We start from the raw sequence: 20,391 nt of genomic DNA on the forward strand, positions 1-20,391 counted from the left end.
CCTGCTGCTGTCTGGTTGGGGTGGGTCAGGGGATGTTGCTGCCCCGCGCAGTCACCCATAGCCGGTACCAGTCCGCCCGGCTCATGGTGTGGGCCACCCGGGCGGCGTCGGCACACGCCCGGATCCGGCCGGGATTGACCGTTCCGATCACCGGCGCGATGCCGGCCGGATGTTTCATCAGCCACCCCAGCAGCACCGACTCACCGGAACTGCCGTACTCGCCCGCCAGTTCCGCCACGAGCTCGGCGGTTGCGGCCTCGGCGGACGAGGGGCTGTCCGGTTCAGCGCCCGTGTACAGGCCCTTGGCCAGGGAGCCGTAGGCCTGCAGGGTGATGCCGTTCCGGACGCAGTACTCCAGGGTGCCGTGCGGGAAGCTGTAATCCAGGTGCTCCGCGTGGTTCACCAGTACCTGGCTTTCCAGCCAGGCCCGCTTGGACAGGCTCATCTCCAGCTGGTTGGCCACTACGGGAGTTTCCAGCCGGTCCTGCAGCGCCTCGATCTGGGCCCCGGACATGTTGGACACCCCCAGCTGCCGGACCTTGCCTTCGGCCATCAGCTGCCCGACCGCGGCAGCAACCTCCGCTGGGTCCGCCAGGGGGTCCGGGCGGTGCAGCAGGAGGATGTCCACGTAGTCCGTGCGCAGCCGCTTCAGGCTTTCGCTGACCCGCTCCAGGATGGCTTCACGGCTGAGATCGTAGTGTGTTTGCAGGCCGCGTTCATGCAGCCTGATCCCGCACTTGGTCTGCAGCCGGATCCGGTCCCGGAGTCCGGGCGTGGCGGCCAGCACCTGGCCGAACACCGCTTCGGACTTGCCGCTGCGGTAGATGTCCGCGTGGTCGAATAGCGTGATCCCGGCATCAAGGGCAGCCTCGACGGCGGCAGCGGCCTCGTCCACATGCTCGGCACCATGCGGCTCCTTGGACCAGCTGCCGCCCAGGCCCATGCAGCCGTATATCAGTTCCTGCATCAGTGGGCCCGGCTCCCGCCGCGTTCCTGCATCAGCGCAGCCATGCAGTGGTGTTGGCCGGCAGCTTGCCGTCTTCAAGGGGGCCGCTGCTGACCAGCACCTTTCCTGCCGGCGGCTCGATTGCGGCGTCCCCGAAGTTGGTCACGGACTGCCAGCCGTTGGGGCGGCGGAAGTGGAGGAGCTCCGGATTGCCGGTCTCCACCCATTCCAGCTTTTCGTCAGTCTGAAGTTCGCGGCGGAGCTTCAGTGCGGCACGGTAGAGCTCCAGGGTGGATCCTTCGGTGCCGTCCTGCGCCTCGACGGCGTACTTGCTGAACCAGTCCGGCTGCGGCAGGTGCGCGCCGCCGTCGCCGAAGCCGAAGGACGTTCCCTCCACCTTCCAGGGCAACGGGACGCGGCAGCCGTCACGGCCGATTTCCACGCCCTTGTTCCGGAAGAAGGAAGGATCCTGGCGCTCGGACTCCGGGATCTCCGCCACTTCCTGGAGGCCCAGCTCCTCGCCCTGGTACAGGTAGGCCGAACCCGGCACGGCGAGCATCAGCAGGGTGGCGGCCCGGGCGCGGCGTTCACCGAGCTCCACGTCCAGTTCCTCCTTGGGGCCGCCGGCGAGCAGCCAGTCTTTGCCGTCCTGGCCCTTAGTGCGCGCCTTGCCCTTGGAAAGCTGCGGCAGCCCGTAGCGCGTGGCGTGGCGGACCACGTCGTGGTTGGAGAACACCCAGGTGGAGGAGGCACCGGTGGCGGCAGCCTCGGCCAGGTTGCGGGTGATGATCTCCTTGTACTCGGCGGCGTCGAAGTCGGACTGCAGCAGGTCGAAGTTGAAGGCCTGGCCAAGGCCCTGCGGGCTGGCGTAGCGGGCCCGGCGGGTGGCGTGGACCCATGCTTCGGCAACGGCGGTGCGCGGCGGGTTGTACTCGTTGAACACCTCGCGCCATTCGGCGTAGATCTCGTGGACTTCGTCGCGGTCCCAGAAGGGGTGGGAACCGTCGTCGAATCCGTCCACTCCGGTGTTGGCCGCGCTCAGTTCCAGCTTGGACAGCAACGGTTCGGTGAGGTCCTTGGTGAGCGCGTGCGCCACGTCCACACGGAAGCCGTCAACGCCGCGGTCGGACCAGAAGCGCAACGTCTTGAGGAAGTCCTCCCGGATTTCGCGGTTGGACCAGTTCAGGTCCGGCTGCTCCTTGGCGAAGATGTGCATGTACCACTGGCCGGGGGTGCCGTCGGGTTCGGTGATGCGCTCCCAGGCCGGGCCGCCGAACACGGAGTCCCAGTCCGACGGCGGGAACTCGCCGTTGGGGCCCTTGCCGTCGCGGAAGATGTAACGGTCGCGGGCGGGTGAGCCCTTCGGCGAGCCGAGCGCTTCCTGGAACCACTTGTGCCGGTTCGAGGAGTGGTTGGGCACGATGTCGGCAATCAGCTTGATGCCGGCTTCGTGCAGCGCCTTGGCCATCTCGTCAAAGTCCGCCAGGGTTCCCAGCTTTGGGTCCACGTCGCGGTAGTCGTCCACGTCATAGCCGCCGTCAGCGAGGGCCGAGGGGTAGAACGGGCTCAGCCAGACGGCGTCGATCCCCAGCGACGTCAGGTACGGGACCTTGGCGGTGATGCCCTTAAGGTCGCCGATGCCGTCACCGTTGGAGTCGGCGAAGCTGCGCGGGTAGATCTGGTAGACGGAGGCCTGGCGCCACCAGTTCGGATCGGCCAGGCGGTCGGAATCGGACAGGGTTGCCAGCGTGGCGGTGGTGGACAAGGGGTGATCCTTTGCTTCTTGTCGACTATATTTATTTGGAGTCTAAATTTAGTTGCTCAAGCATTATCCGGCGCGATGCGCAGAAAGGTCAACAGCATGGCTGAAACCACGGTCACCCCGCAGCTGTTGCGCCGGGTCAGCGCCGGGTCCGTCCTTGAATTCATGCGCTCCGCCGCCATGGTCACGATCACCGAAGTCATGGAGGCCACCGGGCTCACCCGGGCAACCGCCATCGCTGTCTGCGAGGACCTCAAGGAGCGCGGCTGGATCCGTGAACTGGAAAACCAGCGGGCCTTCGGCGAGTACCAGAAGGGCCGCCCGGCCCGGCGGTTCGAGCTTAATGACCGCGCCGGCTACGTCCTGGGCATGGACGTGGGCATTTCCAAAGCAACAGTGGTGGTGTCGGACCTTCGGGGCAATACCCTCGGCAGGTCGAGCCAGCCGTTTGCGGAAGCGGAGATCTCGGCCGAAGAGCGCATCTCGGTGATTGACCGCGCCGCTCTGGCGGCCTTGGACCAGGTGGGAGTCTCCCCCGCTTCCGTTCTCGCCGCCTGCGCCGGCATCGCCGCCCCGGTGGACCGCCACGGGGACGTGTTGGCGGCCCAGCACTTCTGGGGATTGTTCGACGTCGGCCTGAAGTCGGCGCTGCGGGACCGGCACGGCTGGACGGTGCTGCTGGAAAACGACGCCAACCTTGCGGCGCTGGGCGAGCGCTGGCAGGGCGCCGCCGCCGGAATCGACGACGTGGTGGTGATCCTTGCCAGCGAACGCTTCGGCGCGGGAGTAATCGACGGGGGGCGGCTGCTCCACGGCAGCCGCGGCGGCGCGGGCGAACTCGCGTTCCTTGAGCATGTCCAGGGTGTGGGCGACACGTTCGGCATCGCGAGCCTTGCCAGGACCTGGGCCGCCCAGGCGCTGGCCGGCAAGGCCCGGTCATCCCTCAGCGCCCACGCACGCGACGGTGGGCCTGAGGCCGAGCATGTTTTCGCCGCCGCCGCGGACGGCGATAAAGTGGCGCTGGAAATTCTGGGGCGCCTGGCGGACAGGATGGCCCGCATCATCGGTGCCGTGTCCACGTTGCTCAACCCGGAGCTTGTGGTGATCGGCGGTGCCGTGGCCAATTCCGCCGGCGTGCTGCTGGAACCCATTGCCGAGCGGCTGAAGGGTCTCACCGCTACACCGCCGCGCGTGGCAGTCTCACCGCTGGGCGATTCAATCGTTACCGTGGGCGCCGTCCGCGCCGCCCTGGACTACGTGGAGAAACACTCCCTGGACCTGGAACTGGCGGGAGCAGTCAGCTGAGCGATTCCAGCGCCGCCGCAACCGGCAGGGAGCCGTCGCAGAACTCAATGGTCTTGCGGGCCGTCTGCGGCAGGTCCAGCACGGCGGCCGCCACGATGGCCGTGTTGCTGCGCGACGTTGACCGGTCCCCCGCCGGATCCGGATCCACCCTGATCATGCCGGTGCCCGGTTTGTCCGTCAGGGCCCCCGGCCCCAGGATGGTCCAGGCAAGGCGTGTCCCGCGCAGGTATTCGTCAGCGGCAGCTTTGGCCTCGGCGTAGGCAAAGAAGCCATGGCCCTCCGGCACGCCGTGGTCCTTCCGGGCGCCCAGGTAGGAGACCATCACATAGCGGTTGACTGCTGCCTGGGCTGCGGCGTCCATGGAGCGGATGGCCGCATCCCGGTCCACGGCATACGTCCGGGCAGGGTTTCCGCCGCCTGCGCCTGCGGACCAGACCACGGCGTCGTGGCCCTGCAGCGCCTCGGCAATGACCGCCGTCGTTGAATTCTCCACGTCCAGGGCCGACGGCGTTGCGCCGGTTTCGGCGACCTCGGCGGCATGATCCGGGTTGCGGATGAACGAGGTGACGGCGTGGCCTTCTTCCGTGAGCAGGGTGGACAGGTGGAGGGCCACTTTGCCGTGGCCGCCGATGATTGCGATTCGGGTCATGGCCCCATTCTGCTCCCCCGCCGTGCAGATGCCACACCCGGGCGGCGGCAACGCAGGCCGGGGCCAGCGCGATCAGGGACGGAATCAGGCCAGGCAGCGGTAGCGGAGGTACACCACGCCGTTGCTGAACCGGTGCTCATCGAGGAGATCGAGCCGCAGGTTCAGCCCATCGGGCAGGAACCGCAAGCCCCCTCCTACCGTCACCGGGTTGAGGAAGACCTGGCATTCGTCCACGAGCCCGGCACGGAGCGCGACGGCGGCAAGGGTGGCGCCGCCAATGCCGATGCTGCGCTCCGTGCCGGCCTTCAACTCCCTCACGGCATCGGGATCGAAGCTGCGCTCCACGCGGGTGCGGGCGGTGGTGGCAGCGGCGAGCGAGGAGGAGTACACCACTTTGTCCGCCCCGCGCCAGATCCGGGCGAAGGCCTGGATGACCGGCGGATCATCGGGTCCGCCCATCGTGTCCCACACCGACATGACTTCGTACATGCGCCGCCCGAAAAGGTACGTGCCGGCGTCGCGCTCGAGGTCGTTCACGAAGGCGTGGACTTCCTCATCCGGGGCGCTCCAGTCGAAGTTGCCCTGGCTGTCCGCGAGGTAGCCGTCCAAGGAGGTGATGCCGGAGTAGATGAGCTGGCCCATGCGCCCATTCTGCCGGTACGGATGGGTCTGCGTAAGGGGAGGAGTTCCCTAAGCTGTGTGCGGCCGGCCGTCACCGACGGGGTGCGGCCGGTCCCGGACGAAGAACTGCTGGGCCATGGTCCAGATGTTGGTGACGGTCCAGTAGATCAGGACGCCGACGGGGAAAAGGACGCCGCCCAGGCCGAACACCAGCGGCAGGACGTAGAGCAGGATCTTTTGCTGCCGCATAAAGGGCGGTTCCGGGGTACCTGCGGGCACGTTCCGCGCGAGGATCAGCTTTTGGGTGATGAACTGCGCGGCGGTCATGGCGAGAATCATCAGGACGGTCAGCACGATGACGGCTGCCTGGTTCCCGCCGCCGTGCAGCACTGATGCGGTGAGCGGGGCACCGAAGATGGCGGACTGGTCGAACTGCACCACCTGGTCATGGCTCATGGCACCTGTCCCCTCCCCTTGCCGGGCCAGCGTGCTGATGCCGGACAGGACCTGGAAAAGCGCGAGGAAGAACGGCACCTGGATCAGCATCGGCAGGCATGCCGAGAAGGGGTTGGTCCCGTGCTCTTTGTACAGGGCCATCTGCTCCTGGGCCATCGCCTGGCGGGACACCGCGTCGCTTTTGCCCTGGTACTTTTCCTGCAGCTTCATGAGATCCGGCTGCAGGAGCCGCATCCTGCGCTGGGCCTTCACCTGCTGGAGGAACACGGGAACCAGGGCGGCGCGGATGACCAGCACCAGCCCAATGATGGACAGCGTCCACGTCCAGCCGCTCGCCGCCGGCATGCCGACGGCGCTCAGTCCGTCATGGAAGGCAACCATGATCGCGGACACAAGCCACCTGAACGGAACCATGATTTCGTCAAGAAAGCCCATACGTTTCCCCATCCGTCAGATGCCGCAAAGCTACGGCGAAACGGGGAGCTTGTCACGCAACAGGGGGCAGGAACCGGGACCGTTAATCGGGCCGGGCCCCGGAAGACTTTGACCCGATACATACTTTGGCAGGCCTGGATACAGAAAAGCCCCCGGAATCTCTGGGGATTCCGGGGGCTTAGCCTGTAACGCGGTGGCGATCTCCCGACCTCACGATTTTGAGTGGCCCTCGAAGGCACCTCCATCCAAGGCACACTCGAAAGTCCCAGGCTCCGTGGCAGTGAAGGTGAACTCAGCCAAAGTGCTGCTACTGGTCCCTGATGGACCACCTGCAATCGAGGTATTGGGCTGTGCGGTATCCGGTCCAGGGTCTCCCCCTCCGCCCGCTGCTCCTATTTGACGCGGGTCAAAAGTGGCGTCCACAAGCAGCCGAGGGCTGAAAGCATCGGCAATGCGCTGCCAGGAGACGAGCTTGTGATTTTGGTTGCCACTGTTGCCGTTGCCCGCATTGGTGTTGTTGTGGTCGTGGCTGGTGAATAGTCCAGCGGGATAGGAAGGTCCGAGTGGGAAATTGGCGACATCAATCCCGTCTTGACCATTCACACCGTCGACGCCGCCTCCATCGGTGATCTTGAAGGAGCCGACGAAGGCGTTGTCACCGCGGTTGTAGATGACGAAGTTGGATCCGCCCTGGCTCGACACAACCAGATACCCGGTCCCCTGCCGGCCATAATAAATGGCGGAGTTCTTGACGTTCTCCACTATTCGTCCACCGGTTGCCACGGTGCGATCCACGAGTGTCCGGGTTGAACCGTCCCCCGGCTCAGCTCCGTACCGCCACAAGCCCACTTTCTCCTCGGACACATAGAGACGTTGCAGCTCATCATCTGCCGAAATGCCTTCGGAGCTGTCGCCGTTGTCGAAAGAACGCACGGCAGTCCCTCGAACCGATCCATTGGAGCCGTCCAGCTCGAACTGGGTTATCACATTTGTATTGAAGTCATGCACAAAGGCGTAATACTTCCCGGAGACCGGAGAGTGATACATTCCGAAACCGCGAGGCCTACCTGGAGTGCTGATGCGCCCCACCTCTGTCAGAGACCGATCCGCGACGTTCACCTTGTAGAACCGAACGCCGGTCGACTCCACATTCCTCTCCGTCACACCGACGAGGGCGGTGCGCTCACTGCCCAACGGAAAGTTGTACCGGAGATCAACGTTGTTCATACTGCCGTGCAGGTAGAAATGTAACTGGCGCCCCGACAGGTCGTAGACCCCCACGCCTCCGGTGCTCAGCTTGTCCGTGCCGATCACCACGCTCTGCGACGGATCCGTGGGGTGTATCCAGATCGCGGTATCGTCTGCCGCGTCGCTAGAGCTTGGAACGGGTGTTGTCTCGGCCGTCGGAGTCACGAGGACGTCCGCCGCATGCGCTTGCGGGGCCACCAGTATATTGAGGCTTGTAAGGGCGGCAGCTAAAACCGCGACAAGCATGAGCCGGAGCAGCGCGGGAGCGTGGCAAAAGGATCCGCCAGCCGCCTGCGTGCGTCGAACACTGACAGTGTGAGCCATGGATTTCCCATCCGTTGGCCGGTGCGCTGCACGAAGGCACCGTAGGAGGCTGACGAGCAGATGCGTGCACACCTGTTTCGACCCCCCAATGCCACTATCACCATCCTCCAAGAGGGCCTGAACCACAAGAGTGCAGCGACGCTATTCACGCCAGTTCCATTTCCTCAAGGACCTGACCGAACGTTCGCATCTCCAAAGTGAAAAACCCCCGGGATCTCAAAGATCCCGGGGGTTTAGCCTGTAGCGGTGGGGAGGCTCGATCTCCCGACCTCACGATTATGAGTCGTGCGCTCTAACCAACTGAGCTACACCGCCACGAATGAGAAAAACCTGTGCCAAGCCGGTCAAAACCGCCTTGACACAGGCCCTCATTCAGAGCCCCCCACCGGAATCGATCCGGTGACCTCGTTCTTACCAAGAACGCGCTCTACCACTGAGCTAGGGGGGCAACGAGTAAATACTTTACCGGAAGATTTCACCACCAACAAATCGGCATCCGGCCCATCAGGACGGTCATGAAACAGTTGCGCCAGAAGGGCTCTTGCACCCTTGGATTCGGCGGAAATTCAAGGAAAACAGGAACATCCAGCGGCGGCGCGAAAGCCTTTGGAACGGGACATTCCCGATGGGTGGGCGGCGGATGTGTCCATCCCCACACTCCGTCTCGAGCTTCTCTCCCGGTACACGCAAGACACTGTGGCCGCGTTCCCGGCAACCGGCGGCCGGTCCGGCCAGCAGTGGCGGATCCGGGCAAGGGGGCTGCGGCAGCCCGCCGTCGTTCGCTTAAACACCGGTGGGCCGGCTCGAAAGCCGGCCCACCGGGGGAACGTGTCAGATCAGACTGACGGATTTACCACTTGCCCTTGCGGTTGAAGTCGCGCTGGCCGCCCTCGTTACCGCGGGGCTTGCGGGAGCCGTCGCCGTGGCCGCCAAAGCGGGAGTCGCTGGCCTGTCCGCGGCTGGAACCACTGTCAGCACTGAAGGAACGCTCGCTGTACGAACGGCCGCCGCGGTCCGCGGAGGAACGCTCGCCGTCGCTCTTCCGGAATTCCTTCTTGAACCCGCCGCTGCCCTTGAAGTTGCCGCCACGGTCGCCGCCCCGGTTCCCCTGGTAGGCGCCACGATCGCCGGAGGGCTTGCGGCCGTTGTCCAGCTCGAGGTGGATCAGCTCGCCGCCGATCCGGGTGCGGGACAGGGCACGCAGCTGCTCGGGGCTCAGGTCCGCCGGGAGCTCCACCAGGGAGTGGTCCGAGCGGATGTCGATGCCGCCGATCTGCGCGGAGGAGATCCCGCCCTCGTTGGCAATGGCGCCCACGATCGAACCGGGCATAACCCGCTGGCGGCGTCCCACGGCGATCCGGTAGGTCGCATTGCCCTCGGTGAGGGTGCGGGTCGGTCCACGTGAGCCGAAGCCGTCCTTGGACCGCTCGCGCTTCTGGAACTCAGGAGCTGCCGGCAGTTCCTTGACCAGGAGCGGCTGGCCGCCCTGTGCCATGACGGCAAGCGCAGCAGCGATTTCCGCGGCCGGCACGTTGTGCTCTTCCTCGTAGGAGGCGATGAGGTCGCGGAACGCTGAAACGTCCTCGGAAGCGAGGGTCTCGGTGATCTTCTCGGCGAACTTGCCCAGGCGCAACGTGTTCACGGTCTCGGCCGTGGGCAGGTGCATCTGCTCCACCGGCTGGCGCGTGGCCTTCTCGATGGAACGCAGCAGGTACTTCTCCCGCGGCGTCATGAACAGGATGGCGTCGCCGGAACGGCCTGCACGGCCGGTGCGGCCGATGCGGTGGACGTAGGACTCGGTGTCGTGCGGGATGTCGTAGTTGACCACGTGGCTGATGCGCTCCACGTCAAGGCCACGGGCCGCGACGTCGGTGGCCACGAGGATGTCGATGCGGCCTTCCTTCAGCGCGTCCACAGTGCGTTCGCGCTGCTGCTGCGGGATGTCGCCGTTGATGGCGGCAGCCTGGAAGCCGCGCGCCTTCAGCTTGTCAGCCAGGTCCTCGGTAGCCATCTTGGTGCGCACGAAGGCGATGACGCCGTCGAACTCTTCCACCTCGAGGATGCGGGTCAGGGCATCGAGCTTGTGCGGGCCCATGACCTGCAGGTACCGCTGGCGGGTGTTGGCACCGGTGGTGGTCTTGGACTTGACCGAGATCTCGGCCGGGTTGTTCAGGTACTGCTTGGACATCCGGCGGATCTGGCTCGGCATGGTGGCGGAGAACAGCGCAACCTGGCGGTCCGAGGGGGTCTGCTGGAAGATCTGCTCCACGTCTTCGGCGAAGCCCATGCGCAGCATCTCGTCGGCCTCGTCCAGCACCAGGTACTGGAGTTCGGACAGGTCCAGGGAGCCCTTGGAGATGTGGTCGATCACGCGGCCGGGGGTACCGACAACAACCTGGGCGCCGCGGCGGAGGCCGGCCAGCTGCGGGCCGTAGGCGGAACCGCCGTAGACGGGCAGCACGGTGAAGTCGTCAATGTGCTTGGCGTAGGAGGTGAAGGCCTCCGCTACCTGGAGCGCCAGCTCGCGGGTGGGTGCAAGCACCAGGGCCTGGGTCTTGCGGGACGGGCCGTTCAGGTCGTGGAGTTCGGCCAGGCGGGACAGGGCCGGTACTGCGAATGCTGCAGTCTTACCGGTGCCGGTCTGGGCGAGGCCTACAACGTCGCGGCCTTCCAGCAGCAGCGGGATGGTGGCTGCCTGGATGGGTGACGGCTTTTCGTAGCCAACATCCTGCAGGGCAGCGAGGACGCGGCCGTCGATGCCGAGGTCGGCGAAGCGAACGCCGTCTTCTTCGGATTCCTCGGCCTTGGCGGCGGGAGCGGCGGGCGCTTCTACAGAAGCTTCGGCTGCGGGGGCGGGCTCTGCTGCGGGTACAGCGGCCTCGGTGAATTCGACGGCGGCAGTCTCGGCGGTTGCGCCTTCGAAGGTGGCGTCGTTTTGATTTTCGGGCATAGGGAGATATTCCTCATCCATAGGGGGCCAGGCGGCACTACCCGAGGTGAGCGGAGCCGCAGTACGTGTGCCGTGGGTGCCGGGCAAACGTTGACCGGCCGGTCACAGAAGTCCGGCGCTTTCGCAATCCCGTGGCAGGACTTCGCGCTGCATCTCTTGGCTGCTATCCCAGCAGTCTGTACAGCGTTTTCTTTAGCCGGCTCTCCCTATGAAAATGCCCGCATCGCTTGTGCGGGCCCCAACACTTGCCAGTCCTGCCTCAAAAATTGGGCAGGAATAAGGGATTTCCGGAGTGGGGGATATTTCAAGTGTAGGGCACAGACCAGCCCCGGCGGTAATTGAAGTACGACGTCGGGCGGTGAGCTTGCGCACATGCCTCATCTTCCGGGGGTCCCGGCGTTGCCGCTACCGGGCCAGCTGCCGCTCCAGGGCCTGAAACTTCTTCCGGAACTCCGGCTGCTGAAGCCGGATCTGGCCGCCGGCGTCCGCGTCCTTCAACGCTTCCATGGACTCAAGGTCCGGATCGCTGAACCACCGGCCCACCGTGATGCCGTGCTTCGGGATATACAGCTTGTGGATGTGGTCACCGGCCCGGATGGTGCCTACGCGCAGCACCCGGAGATAGGCGCCCACCCGGCCTTCGTCGCTAAACCGCTTCACGAATTGGGGCTCCCCCATCCGGCGCTGGAAAGTGGCGCAGGGCGTCCGCGGCGAGGTGACCTCAACCTCCACGTCCAGACCGATCTTCCACCGTTCCCCGATGACGGCGTTGGTGGGTTCGATCCCGGCCACGCGGAGGTTTTCGCCGAAGGTTCCGGGCGGGAGGTCGCGCTGGAGTTCACCGGCCCAGTAGTCGGCGTCAGCCTGGGAATAGGCGTAGACGGCCTGGTCGGGCCCGCCGTGGTGGACGCGGTTGGCCTGGATGTCGCCCTGGAGGCCCAGCTTGTGCACCTTCACCGGGCCTTTCACCGCGCGCTTGTCGATTGCTGTGACTCCCACGTTCGAGGTGTCCGGAAGAAGCTGGTGGACACTGCAAACGGCAAGTACTGAGGCGGTTTCCATGGCACCAGTGTAGGGATCCGGCGGCCGCTGCGGCGGGCACCACCACCATGGGGATTTCTTGCGGCTTGCCCTGCTCGCAGCCGGTGCCGGCAGGGATTACGCTGATTCGAGGATTGCAATTGGGGACAGCGCTGCGCCCAATTTACGTGGACTACTGAGGGGACGCCATGGACCCGAACAAGGATCCGGAGCACGAGCCACAAGGCGGCGCCCGAAATCCCCGGGGCGATGCTGGCAAGGCCCAGGACCAGGCAGCCAGTGCCCCTGGCGAAGGCAATGCTGCCAAGCCTCCCCCATGGCAGGTCCCCAAGCCGGACCTGCGCCCCGAACTCCTGAACCAGCCTGTGGCCCCGGTGGACCCGTTCGCCCGTGACCGCGAGAAGCAGCTCAACGAGGCCGCCGCCCGAAAGAAGCGCTCCCAGCGGCGGACCGTGGTGGTGGGGCTGGGCGTCACGGCACTGCTCGCTGGCACCATCACCGCCGTGGTCACCAGCAACCAGGACGATCCCGAGTACGCGCAGGTGTGTTTCAACGACGAAACCGGCGAGCGCGTGGAGGACACCAAGTGCAACAGCTCCGCCGGCAGGGGCGGCGGCCTCTATGCCTGGTACTTTTTCTCCCGCGGCGCCTACGTCCCGCCCTTAGGGCAGAGGCCCAGCGCCCCCAATTACACAAGAACCGTGCCCAGCGGCGCGAAGGCCTCCACCGGATACAGCACCCAGGGCGGCACTGTCAGCCGGGGCGGCTTCGGCACCAGCGCCAAGAGCGGGACCAGCGGCGGCGGAAAAGTCTCGGGGGGTTAGGCGTGAAGCGGTTGTTGAGCGAGCCCAGGCCCGGGTGGAAGCAGAAGATCGAAGAACAGGGCCTGGTGTTCTCCACCACCACCATGCCGGACGGCCGCAGGATCGAATACTGGAACGAGTCCGCCTACTACGAATTCACCATGGACGAGGTGGAAGCCCTCGAGGTGACCGCCGAGGACATGCACAAGATGTGCCTGGAAGCCGCGCGTTTCCTGTCCACCGGGGCCATGGGGCACATCGGCATCGGCCCGCAGGCCCTCGAACTGGCTGCGGAATCCCTGCAGGCCCGGGACGTGGACGTCTACGGCCGGTTCGACTTCATCTACGACGGGCAGGGCGGTCCGGCCAAGATGCTCGAGTACAACGCGGACACCCCCACCGGACTGATCGAGGCGGCCGTGGCCCAATGGTTCTGGCTGCAGGACGTCTTCCCGGAGAAAGACCAGTGGAACGGCATCCACGAGGCATTGATCCGCCAGTGGAAGAAATTCCAGTTCCGCACCGGCATGAGCACCCTGCATGTGGCGCACTCGGAAGTGGAGGAGTCCGGCGAGGACTGGATGACTGCCGGCTACATGCGGGACGTCGCGAGCCAGGCAGGGTGGACCACCATCGGCATCAACATGTCCGATATCGGCTGGGATCCCAACCTGAACCGCTTTGTGGACCTGGACAACTTCATGATCAGCACCATCTTCAAGCTGTACCCGTGGGAACTGATGATGAAGGAGCCGTTCGGGCCGCGCCTGCTCGAACGCGCCCACAACCCCCGGTGGGTGGAGCCTGCCTGGAAGATGCTGCTCTCCAACAAGGCACTCCTCGCGGCCCTGTGGCACCTGTACCCGCAGCATCCCAACCTCCTCCCGGCATACCTCAACGAACCGGGGCCGCTGAAGGAATGGGTTGCCAAACCCCTGCACGGCCGCGAAGGCGACAACATTAGAATCCACGCCCAGGGCATCAACCTCGAACAGCCCGGCGGGTACGGCCGTGAGGGCTGGTGCTACCAGCAGTACCATCCGCTGCCGGACTTCGACGGCAACCATCCCGTCCTGGGCCTGTGGGTGGTGGACGGCGAATCCGTGGGCTGCGGCATCCGCGAGTCGGACGGACCGGTCACCGACTACTTCTGCAGGTTTGTGCCCAACACCATTGATGCTCCGGCCCCGCTCTCGGCCGCGACAAATTCCAGCAAAGCAGGTATCGCACTATGAGTCCCCTGACACTTCCGGATCCGGTGACAGCATGAGCACAGAGATTACGACGACGGGAGGCCCGGGCGGAGCGCCCGGCGCCGGCGTCCCGGCCAAGGGACTGCGCGCCGGCATCCTGGACCTTGGCGACTCCGTCATGCTGGGCCTGGCCTCAACTGCGCCGGTTTACTCGCTGGCCGCCACCCTGGGCCTGATCGTGGCGGTCAACGGGGACTACACTCCCCTGATCCTGCTGCTGGGCTTCATCCCCGTCCTGTTTATCGCCTACGCCTTCCGGGAACTGAACAGCGCCATCCCGGACTGCGGCACCACGTTCACCTGGTCCCGGCGGGCCTTCGGGCCGTGGGCAGGCTGGCTGGGCGGCTGGGGTGTTGCGCTCGCCGGCATCATCGTCCTGGCCAACCTCGCCCAGGTGGCCGGCCAGTACCTGTGGCTGCTGGTGGGTGACGGCTCGCTGGCTCAAAACAAGGTGCTGGTGACCGCCACGGGCGTGCTGTTCATCGCGGTGATGACGCTGGTCAATTACCGGGGCATCCGGCTGGGCGAGCACGTGCAGCGGGTCCTGACCTACGTGCAGTACATATCGCTGGGCATCTTTGCCCTGGCCATTGTGGTGGGCATTATCCGGGGCTCGGCCGGCGGCGATACAACGATCCAACCGTTCAATTTTGAGTGGTTCAACCCCGCCGGTGCCTTCGCGGACCCGGGCGCGGTGGTGCACGGCGCACTCCTGGCCCTGTTCATCTACTGGGGATGGGATACCTGCCTGGCGGTCAACGAGGAGACGGAGAACCCGTCCACTACTCCGGGCCGCGGTGCAGTGATCTCCGCGTTCGTCCTGGTGGCCATCTATGTTTCCGTTGCGCTCCTGGTGATGATGTACGCCACCGTGGGCACCGAAGGGATCGGGCTGGGCAACGAGGCGAACCAGGATGACGTCTTCCTGGCCATGAAGGACGTGGTGCTGGGACCGTGGGGCTGGCTGATCGTCGTCGCGGTTTTGGCGTCGGTCCTGTCCTCCACCCAGACCACCATCCTGCCCACCGCCCGCGGCACCCTGTCCATGGGAGTCCACGGCGCCCTGCCCGCAAAGTTCGGCGAAGTGCACCCGAAGAACCAGACCCCAGGCTTCTCCACCCAGGTGATGGGCGGCGCTGCGATCGCCTACTACGTGGTGATGAGCTTCCTCAGCGAAAACCTCCTCTCGGACTCGATCAGCGCTATCAGCCTGTTCATCGCCTTCTACTACGCCCTGACCGGATTCGCCTGCTTCTGGTTCTTCCGGGCCACGCTGCGGCAGTCGGCACGGAACCTGTGGTTCCGGGGCATCCTGCCGCTCGTGGGCGCTCTGCTGCTGACCGCTGCCTTCTTCGTTTCAGCCGTTCAGATGTGGGACCCGGCGTATGGCGATAGCCAGATCTTCGGCGTGGGCGGTGCCTTCATCAGCGGTGTCTTGCTCTTGGTTCTGGGCGTGGTCCTGGCCGTGATCTGCCGGTTCCTCCCCGCAACCCGCGATTACTTCACCGGCCAGCCGCCAAGGAACCTTAACCCTGCCGGCACACCCGGCCGTTAGGATGCCCGGATGAGCAACGTTGCTGATTTCCAGGAGCCGGCGGGACTGCCGGACCCTTCCGACATACTCGCCCTTGATTCCCTGCTGACCGCGGACGAACTGGCCCTCCGGCAGAAGGTCCGGGACTTCACGGACCAGCGCATCAGGCCGGACATCGCCCGCTGGTATGACGAGGCCGTCTTTCCCCTGGAGCTCGCACCGGAACTGGGCGAGCTCGGGGTGCTGGGGATGCATCTGCAGGGCTATGGCTGTCCCGGCCGGTCCGCCGTCGAATACGGCCTCGCGGCGATGGAACTGGAGGCCGGGGACTCCGGAATCCGCACTTTCGTTTCCGTGCAGGGCTCGCTTGCCATGACTGCCATCCACAAGTGGGGTTCGGAGGAGCAGAAGCAGGAATGGCTGCCCCGGATGGCAGCCGGGGAGGTGATCGGCTGTTTTGCGCTGACCGAGCCGGGGGCAGGTTCAGATCCATCCTCTATGGCCACATTTGCCCACCGGGACGGCATGGGCGACGACGCCGGCTGGGTGCTCAACGGTGCCAAGCGGTGGATCGGGCTGGCTTCCGTGGCGGGGGTGATGGTGGTGTGGGCCATGACTGATGACGGCGTGCATGGCTTCCTGGTGCCGGCCGGAGCACCCGGAGTAACTGCCACACCGATCACGCAGAAGTTGTCCATGCGCGCGTCCATCCAGTGCGATGTGGTGTTCGACGACGTCCGGCTGGGTCCGGAGGCCCTGCTCCCGGCGGCGCGCGGCCTGCGGGGCCCGTTCACCTGTCTGAACGAAGCGCGGTATGGCATTGCCTGGGGCGCCATGGGTGCTGCCCGCGATTCCTACCAGGCAGCATTGGCTTATTCACAGGAGCGGCTCCAGTTCGGTAAGCCGTTGGCCGGTTACCAGCTCACCCAGGAAAAGCTGGTGAACATGCTGGTGGAAATCCAGAAGGGCACGCTGTTGGCCCTGCACTTGGGCCGGCTCAAGGACGCCGGTGTCCTGCGGCCGGAGCAGATCTCGCTGGGAAAACTGAACAACGTGCGTGAGGCCATTGCCATTGCCCGGGAGGCCCGGACCGTCCTGGGCGGAAACGGGATCACCCTGGACTACCCGCCCCTGCGCCACGCCGCCAACCTGGAGTCGGTGCGCACCTATGAGGGCACCGACGAAGTCCACACCCTGATCCTCGGCCAGCACATCACGGGCATCAGCTCGTTCCGCTGACCCCCGGCCCATCTGATAGGCAGCTAACGCCGTCAAAACGCTTTTTCGGGACGTTAGCTGCCAGTTAGCGGGGGTCAGGCCGAGAAGCCGCCGTCGGCCTTGATCAGCTGGCCGGACACCCAGCGGCCCGCGGGCGAGAGCAGGAAGGCCACCGTCCCGGCGACGTCGGCCGGAGTGCCCAGGCGGCCGCTGGGCTGCTGTGCCGTCAGGGCTGAGCGGACCTCGTCATCCATCCACCCGGTGTCCACCGGTCCCGGGTTGAGGACGTTCGCCGAGATGCCCAGCGGGCCCAGCTCACGGGCGGCAGCGATCACGATCCTGTCCAGCGCACCCTTCGACGCGCCGTAGGGAAGGTTGAATGCTGTGTGGTCACTGGTCAGCGCAACGATCGCGCCGCCGTCGTCCGTTGCCTGCTGCGCGAACGCGGCAACCAGCTGCCAGCTGGCCCGCGTGTTGACGGCGAAATGGCGCTCAAAGGATTCCAGGCTGGTGTCCAGGATGCCCGAATCAACGGACTCGGCATGGCTGAGCACCAGGCCCTGCAGCGGCCCGGCCAGCCGGACGGCTTCGGCGAGCAGCCGCTCCGCGGCGGCCGGGTCCTCCAGGTCCGCGGGCAGGGTATGCACCTGGGCGCCGATCGCTTCCAGCTCGGCGGTCAAACGGACGACGTCGTCCGGCTCGCTCCCCCACGGCATCCTGGCATCGTAGTCCTGCCAGTACGCCAGGACCAGGTCCCAGCCTTCGGCCGCCAGCTGCCGCGCGATGCCGGCGCCGATGGAGGCAAGGCGGCCCGCGCCGGTGATGAGGGCGACGCTGCGGACGGGGGCTTGGGGCGGGGTTTCCATGGCACCAGCGTAACGGCGCCTTTGCTGCCTCCAGGCTAGGTGGACGATCCGGCGGTAGCAGGCACCCGCAGGCCGGCATGCTTGCGGATGGTGGCGCTGATGACCGCGGCGATGGTGCACATCGCCGCCGCCCCGAACCAGGCATAGGTGTACTGGCCCGTGGTGTCGCGGATGGCCGCGGCGGCCAGTGCGGCGGCGGCAGCCCCCAGTTGGTGGGCTGCGAACACCCAGCCGAACACCACACTGCTGTCCGCACCGAAATGCTCGCGGCAGATCGCGGCCGTTGGCGGGACGGTGGCCACCCAGTCCAGGCCGTAAATCACCACAAAAACGATCATGCTGGGCTGGACTTCGGCGCTCAGGAGCAGGGGCAGCACCAGCAGGCCTATGCCCCGGAACTGGTAGTAGACGGCCAGCAGGATGCGGGGGTTGAAGCGGTCCGTCAGCCAGCCGGAGGCGATGGTACCCACGATGTCGAAGATCCCGACGACGGCGAGCAGGCCAGCGGCGGTGGTTTCGGTCATGCCGTGGTCGTGGGCGGAGGGGATGAAGTGGGTGCCGATCAGCCCGTTGGTGGTGGCGCCGCAGATTGCGAACCCGGCCACCAGTGCCCAGAAGGTCCGGACCCGGCTGGCCCGTCGAAGGACCTGCAGGGCACGCACAGCAGCGTTGCTTCCGCGGCCGGACTCTACGGAAGGGGCCTGCGCGGAGGGCGCCTGCAGCGGGGCTTCCGCCGGCACGGTTTCCCCGTATGGCAGCGCCCCGACGTCGGCCGGGGAGTTCTTGAGGAACTTCAGCACGAGCGGCACCACAGCCAGGGCTCCGGCGGCGATGAGCAGTGAGGCCTGCCGCCAGCCCGGATCCTGCGCCAGCACAGCGATGAAGGGGAGGAAGACCAACTGGCCGGCCGCGCTTCCCGCTGTCAGGATGCCGATCACCAAACCGCGGCTCTTGACGAACCAGGTATTGGCGACGGTGGCGGCGAACACCAGCGCCATGGAACCTGTCCCGAGCCCGATCAGCAGGCCCCACGTCAGCAGGATCTGCCACGACTGGTTCACCAGCACAGTGAGGGCGCTGCCGGCACCGATCAGCACCAGCGCAGTGGCCGTGACCTTGCGGATGCCGAACCGTTCCATCAGTGCCGCGGCGAAGGGCGCCGTCAATCCGAACAGCACGAGGTTGATGCTGACGGCGGCAGACAGCACGGTGGTGGACCAGCCAAACTCCCGTTGCAGCGGCACCATCAGGACGCCGGGCGCGGCGCGGAAACCGGCGGCTCCCACCAGCGCGAGGAAGGCGACGGCGGCCACGATCCACGCAGGGTGGAGGCGCCGGCGGCGTTCCGGTGAGGGGACGACGGCGGTGGCGGCGCTGCCAGTTCCGTCACCAAGGCCAGGGCCGGCTTCCGGGGCGGTGCCTGTGGCGGTTCCGTGGACGGTGTTGTCGGCGCTCACGCGGCGGTTCCCTTCGGGGATGCGGCGGTGGCGAGTGCCACCGGTGAGGTTGTCCTGGCCTGGCTGTGCCAGCTTGTGTTGGCCGCAGTCAGCCGCTCACCGCAGCCCGTGCAGGTATCGGCGGAGCCGGTGCGCTGCCCGCAGCCGCGGTGGATGACGTACATGTGTGCCTGCTCGGACGGGGCCGGGAGGTGCTTCTCGGCCCAGATCGTGACCGCGTTCAGCACCGGGAGGACGTCTTCGCCCTTCTGCGTGAGGACGTACTCACTTCTGGTGCGGCCGCCGTCGTCGTACGCCCTTTTTGCCAGCAGGAACCCTAGCTGACTTTCTTCAAGAAAGCCATGCTTCGGCACGCCGCTAGGGGATGGAGGAGAAGGCCTTGTCCAGGTCAGCCACCAGGTCCTCCACATCCTCGATGCCGCAGGAAAGCCGGAGCAGGTTCACCGGAACCGCAAGTTCGGTGCCCTTGACCGAGGCGTGCGTCATTTCCGAAGGGTAGTTCATCAGCGATTCGATGCCGCCCAGCGACTCCGCCAGCATGAACACGGACGTCGACTCGGCCACCTTCCGGGCAGCTGCCTCGCCGCCCTTGAACTGCACCGAAACCATGCCGCCAAAGCTCCTCATCTGCTTCTTTGCGAGCTCGTGCCCGGGGTGGGACGGCAGCCCCGGGTAAAGGACAGCCTCCACCTCGGGGCGCTCCAGCAGCCATTCCGCCACGGCCTGGCCGTTGAGGCTGTGCCGGTCCATCCGGACGCCCAGGGTCTTCAGGCCGCGGGTGGTAAGGAAGGCATCCATAGGCCCCGAAACCGCACCTACGGCGTATTGGACGAAGCCGATCTTCTCGGCCAGTTCGGCGTCCTGGACCACCACGGCGCCTCCCACCACGTCCGAGTGCCCGCCGATGTATTTGGTGGTGGAGTGGACCACCACGTCGGCACCCAGGGCGAGCGGGGTCTGAAGGTACGGCGACGCGAAGGTGTTGTCCACCACGAGGAGGGCACCGGCGTCGTGCGCTATATCTGCGAGCGCGGCGATGTCCGTGATCTTCATCAGCGGGTTGGACGGGGTCTCCACCCAGACGAAGCGGGTCTTGTTGGCGGCGACGGCCCGGGCGACGGCGTCGAGGTTGGCCATGTCCACCGGGGTGTTGCCGATCCCCCAGCCGCCCAATACCCGGCTGATGAGCCGGTAAGTCCCGCCATAGGCATCGTTGCCCAGCACGATGTGGTCCCCGGGGCGGGTCAGGGCGCGGATCAGTGAATCCTCGGCTGCGAGCCCGGAGCTGAAGCTGTAGGCGTGCGTGCCGCCTTCCAGCGCGGCGAGCTGTTCCTGCAGGGCGTCCCGGGTGGGGTTGCCGCCGCGGCTGTACTCATACCCTTCCCGCAGCCCGCCAATGCCGTCCTGGGCGTAGGTAGTGGCGAAGTGCACAGGCGGGACGACAGCACCGGTGCGCGGCTCAAAGTCTTGGCCGGCGTGCACGGCACGGGTGTTGAAACCTTGGTTTTGCGGGACGGACATGA

General features: G+C 66.0%; 16 protein-coding genes, 2 tRNA genes and 1 pseudogene. 5 read left to right on the top strand and 14 right to left on the bottom strand.

The window, feature by feature from the left end; genetic code table 11:
• Positions 1 to 25: 25 nt before the first annotated feature.
• The gene (locus FBY31_RS07835; RefSeq protein WP_142038945.1) at positions 26 to 967 is read right to left on the bottom strand and encodes an aldo/keto reductase; all 942 of its coding nucleotides are present in this window, start codon (positions 965 to 967) and stop codon (positions 26 to 28) included.
• Positions 968 to 998: 31 nt separating this feature from the next.
• Positions 999 to 2,711: a glycoside hydrolase family 13 protein gene (locus tag FBY31_RS07840; RefSeq protein ID WP_142038948.1), complete on the bottom strand. Its 1,713-nt coding sequence runs from the start codon at positions 2,709 to 2,711 to the stop codon at positions 999 to 1,001.
• A gap of 96 nt (positions 2,712 to 2,807) precedes the next feature.
• Here FBY31_RS07840 and FBY31_RS07845 point away from each other — a divergent pair, with 96 nt between their 5' ends.
• Positions 2,808 to 4,013, top strand: coding sequence for an ROK family protein (locus tag FBY31_RS07845; protein WP_142038951.1), 1,206 nt, complete (start codon positions 2,808 to 2,810; stop codon positions 4,011 to 4,013).
• Here FBY31_RS07845 and FBY31_RS07850 read toward each other — a convergent pair.
• The 8 genes from FBY31_RS07850 to FBY31_RS07885 form a co-directional block, all read right to left on the bottom strand.
• On the bottom strand, positions 4,006 to 4,662 hold the full coding sequence (locus tag FBY31_RS07850) for an SDR family oxidoreductase (RefSeq protein ID WP_142038954.1): 657 nt from the start codon (positions 4,660 to 4,662) through the stop codon (positions 4,006 to 4,008). The two genes, FBY31_RS07845 and FBY31_RS07850, sit on opposite strands and share 8 nt — an antisense overlap.
• Positions 4,663 to 4,746: 84 nt before the next feature.
• Complete coding sequence (locus FBY31_RS07855) at positions 4,747 to 5,304, bottom strand: dihydrofolate reductase family protein (protein ID WP_142038957.1); 558 nt, start codon at positions 5,302 to 5,304, stop codon at positions 4,747 to 4,749.
• A gap of 48 nt (positions 5,305 to 5,352) precedes the next feature.
• Positions 5,353 to 6,174, bottom strand: coding sequence for a membrane protein insertase YidC (yidC, locus tag FBY31_RS07860; protein WP_142038960.1), 822 nt, complete (start codon positions 6,172 to 6,174; stop codon positions 5,353 to 5,355).
• A gap of 210 nt (positions 6,175 to 6,384) precedes the next feature.
• Positions 6,385 to 7,746 (bottom strand): phytase, encoded by a 1,362-nt coding sequence (locus tag FBY31_RS07865; protein ID WP_142038963.1) that lies wholly within the window; start codon positions 7,744 to 7,746, stop codon positions 6,385 to 6,387.
• 241 nt (positions 7,747 to 7,987) lie between these two features.
• Positions 7,988 to 8,061, bottom strand: a tRNA-Met gene (locus tag FBY31_RS07870).
• Positions 8,062 to 8,122: 61 nt separating this feature from the next.
• Positions 8,123 to 8,194: transfer RNA gene (locus FBY31_RS07875), tRNA-Thr, on the bottom strand.
• Between the two features lie 402 nt (positions 8,195 to 8,596).
• Entirely contained in the window at positions 8,597 to 10,696 is a 2,100-nt protein-coding gene (locus tag FBY31_RS07880; RefSeq protein WP_142038967.1) for a DEAD/DEAH box helicase, read from the bottom strand.
• Between the two features lie 405 nt (positions 10,697 to 11,101).
• A complete protein-coding gene (locus tag FBY31_RS07885) occupies positions 11,102 to 11,758 on the bottom strand; it encodes an MOSC domain-containing protein (protein WP_142038970.1) in 657 nt (218 codons plus the stop codon).
• Positions 11,759 to 11,925: 167 nt separating this feature from the next.
• Here FBY31_RS07885 and FBY31_RS07890 point away from each other — a divergent pair, with 167 nt between their 5' ends.
• Genes FBY31_RS07890 through FBY31_RS07905 form a run of 4 tightly spaced genes read left to right on the top strand, consistent with a single transcriptional unit; the run spans position 11,926 to position 16,566 of the window.
• Positions 11,926 to 12,561, top strand: coding sequence for a Tat pathway signal protein (locus FBY31_RS07890; RefSeq protein WP_142038973.1), 636 nt, complete (start codon positions 11,926 to 11,928; stop codon positions 12,559 to 12,561).
• A 2-nt stretch (positions 12,562 to 12,563) separates the two neighbouring features.
• Complete coding sequence (locus FBY31_RS07895) at positions 12,564 to 13,775, top strand: glutathionylspermidine synthase family protein (protein ID WP_142038976.1); 1,212 nt, start codon at positions 12,564 to 12,566, stop codon at positions 13,773 to 13,775.
• A gap of 31 nt (positions 13,776 to 13,806) precedes the next feature.
• Positions 13,807 to 15,348: an APC family permease gene (locus FBY31_RS07900; protein ID WP_142038979.1), complete on the top strand. Its 1,542-nt coding sequence runs from the start codon at positions 13,807 to 13,809 to the stop codon at positions 15,346 to 15,348.
• Between the two features lie 9 nt (positions 15,349 to 15,357).
• Positions 15,358 to 16,566: an acyl-CoA dehydrogenase family protein gene (locus FBY31_RS07905; protein ID WP_142038981.1), complete on the top strand. Its 1,209-nt coding sequence runs from the start codon at positions 15,358 to 15,360 to the stop codon at positions 16,564 to 16,566.
• A gap of 74 nt (positions 16,567 to 16,640) precedes the next feature.
• On the opposite strand, the gene FBY31_RS07910 is transcribed toward FBY31_RS07905, so the two are convergent.
• From FBY31_RS07910 to FBY31_RS07925, 4 genes and pseudogenes are all read right to left on the bottom strand, one after another.
• A complete protein-coding gene (locus FBY31_RS07910; RefSeq protein ID WP_142038984.1) occupies positions 16,641 to 17,411 on the bottom strand; it encodes an SDR family oxidoreductase in 771 nt (256 codons plus the stop codon).
• A 35-nt stretch (positions 17,412 to 17,446) separates the two neighbouring features.
• Positions 17,447 to 18,868: an MFS transporter gene (locus FBY31_RS07915; protein ID WP_235012966.1), complete on the bottom strand. Its 1,422-nt coding sequence runs from the start codon at positions 18,866 to 18,868 to the stop codon at positions 17,447 to 17,449.
• Positions 18,865 to 19,179, bottom strand: a pseudogene (locus FBY31_RS07920) (winged helix-turn-helix transcriptional regulator); the annotation flags it as partial. The gene FBY31_RS07915 and the pseudogene FBY31_RS07920, both read right to left, overlap by 4 nt.
• Positions 19,180 to 19,225: 46 nt before the next feature.
• Positions 19,226 to 20,389 (bottom strand): cystathionine gamma-synthase, encoded by a 1,164-nt coding sequence (locus FBY31_RS07925; RefSeq protein WP_142038987.1) that lies wholly within the window; start codon positions 20,387 to 20,389, stop codon positions 19,226 to 19,228.
• Between the last annotated feature and the right edge of the window lie 2 nt (positions 20,390 to 20,391).

The organism is Arthrobacter sp. SLBN-100 (genome assembly GCF_006715305.1).
Classification (GTDB): domain Bacteria; phylum Actinomycetota; class Actinomycetes; order Actinomycetales; family Micrococcaceae; genus Arthrobacter.

Excerpts from the sequence above, each read along its gene's own strand:
- FBY31_RS07835 (WP_142038945.1), bottom strand. The coding sequence starts at position 967 with ATGCAGGAACTGATATACGGCTGCATGGGCCTGGGCGGCAGCTGGTCC.
- FBY31_RS07845 (WP_142038951.1), top strand. The coding sequence starts at position 2,808 with ATGGCTGAAACCACGGTCACCCCGCAGCTGTTGCGCCGGGTCAGCGCC.
- FBY31_RS07850 (WP_142038954.1), bottom strand. The coding sequence starts at position 4,662 with ATGACCCGAATCGCAATCATCGGCGGCCACGGCAAAGTGGCCCTCCAC.
- FBY31_RS07855 (WP_142038957.1), bottom strand. The coding sequence starts at position 5,304 with ATGGGCCAGCTCATCTACTCCGGCATCACCTCCTTGGACGGCTACCTC.
- yidC (WP_142038960.1), bottom strand. The coding sequence starts at position 6,174 with ATGGGCTTTCTTGACGAAATCATGGTTCCGTTCAGGTGGCTTGTGTCC.
- FBY31_RS07865 (WP_142038963.1), bottom strand. The coding sequence starts at position 7,746 with ATGGCTCACACTGTCAGTGTTCGACGCACGCAGGCGGCTGGCGGATCC.
- FBY31_RS07880 (WP_142038967.1), bottom strand. The coding sequence starts at position 10,696 with ATGCCCGAAAATCAAAACGACGCCACCTTCGAAGGCGCAACCGCCGAG.
- FBY31_RS07885 (WP_142038970.1), bottom strand. The coding sequence starts at position 11,758 with ATGGAAACCGCCTCAGTACTTGCCGTTTGCAGTGTCCACCAGCTTCTT.
- FBY31_RS07890 (WP_142038973.1), top strand. The coding sequence starts at position 11,926 with ATGGACCCGAACAAGGATCCGGAGCACGAGCCACAAGGCGGCGCCCGA.
- FBY31_RS07900 (WP_142038979.1), top strand. The coding sequence starts at position 13,807 with ATGAGCACAGAGATTACGACGACGGGAGGCCCGGGCGGAGCGCCCGGC.
- FBY31_RS07905 (WP_142038981.1), top strand. The coding sequence starts at position 15,358 with ATGAGCAACGTTGCTGATTTCCAGGAGCCGGCGGGACTGCCGGACCCT.
- FBY31_RS07910 (WP_142038984.1), bottom strand. The coding sequence starts at position 17,411 with ATGGAAACCCCGCCCCAAGCCCCCGTCCGCAGCGTCGCCCTCATCACC.
- FBY31_RS07925 (WP_142038987.1), bottom strand. The coding sequence starts at position 20,389 with ATGTCCGTCCCGCAAAACCAAGGTTTCAACACCCGTGCCGTGCACGCC.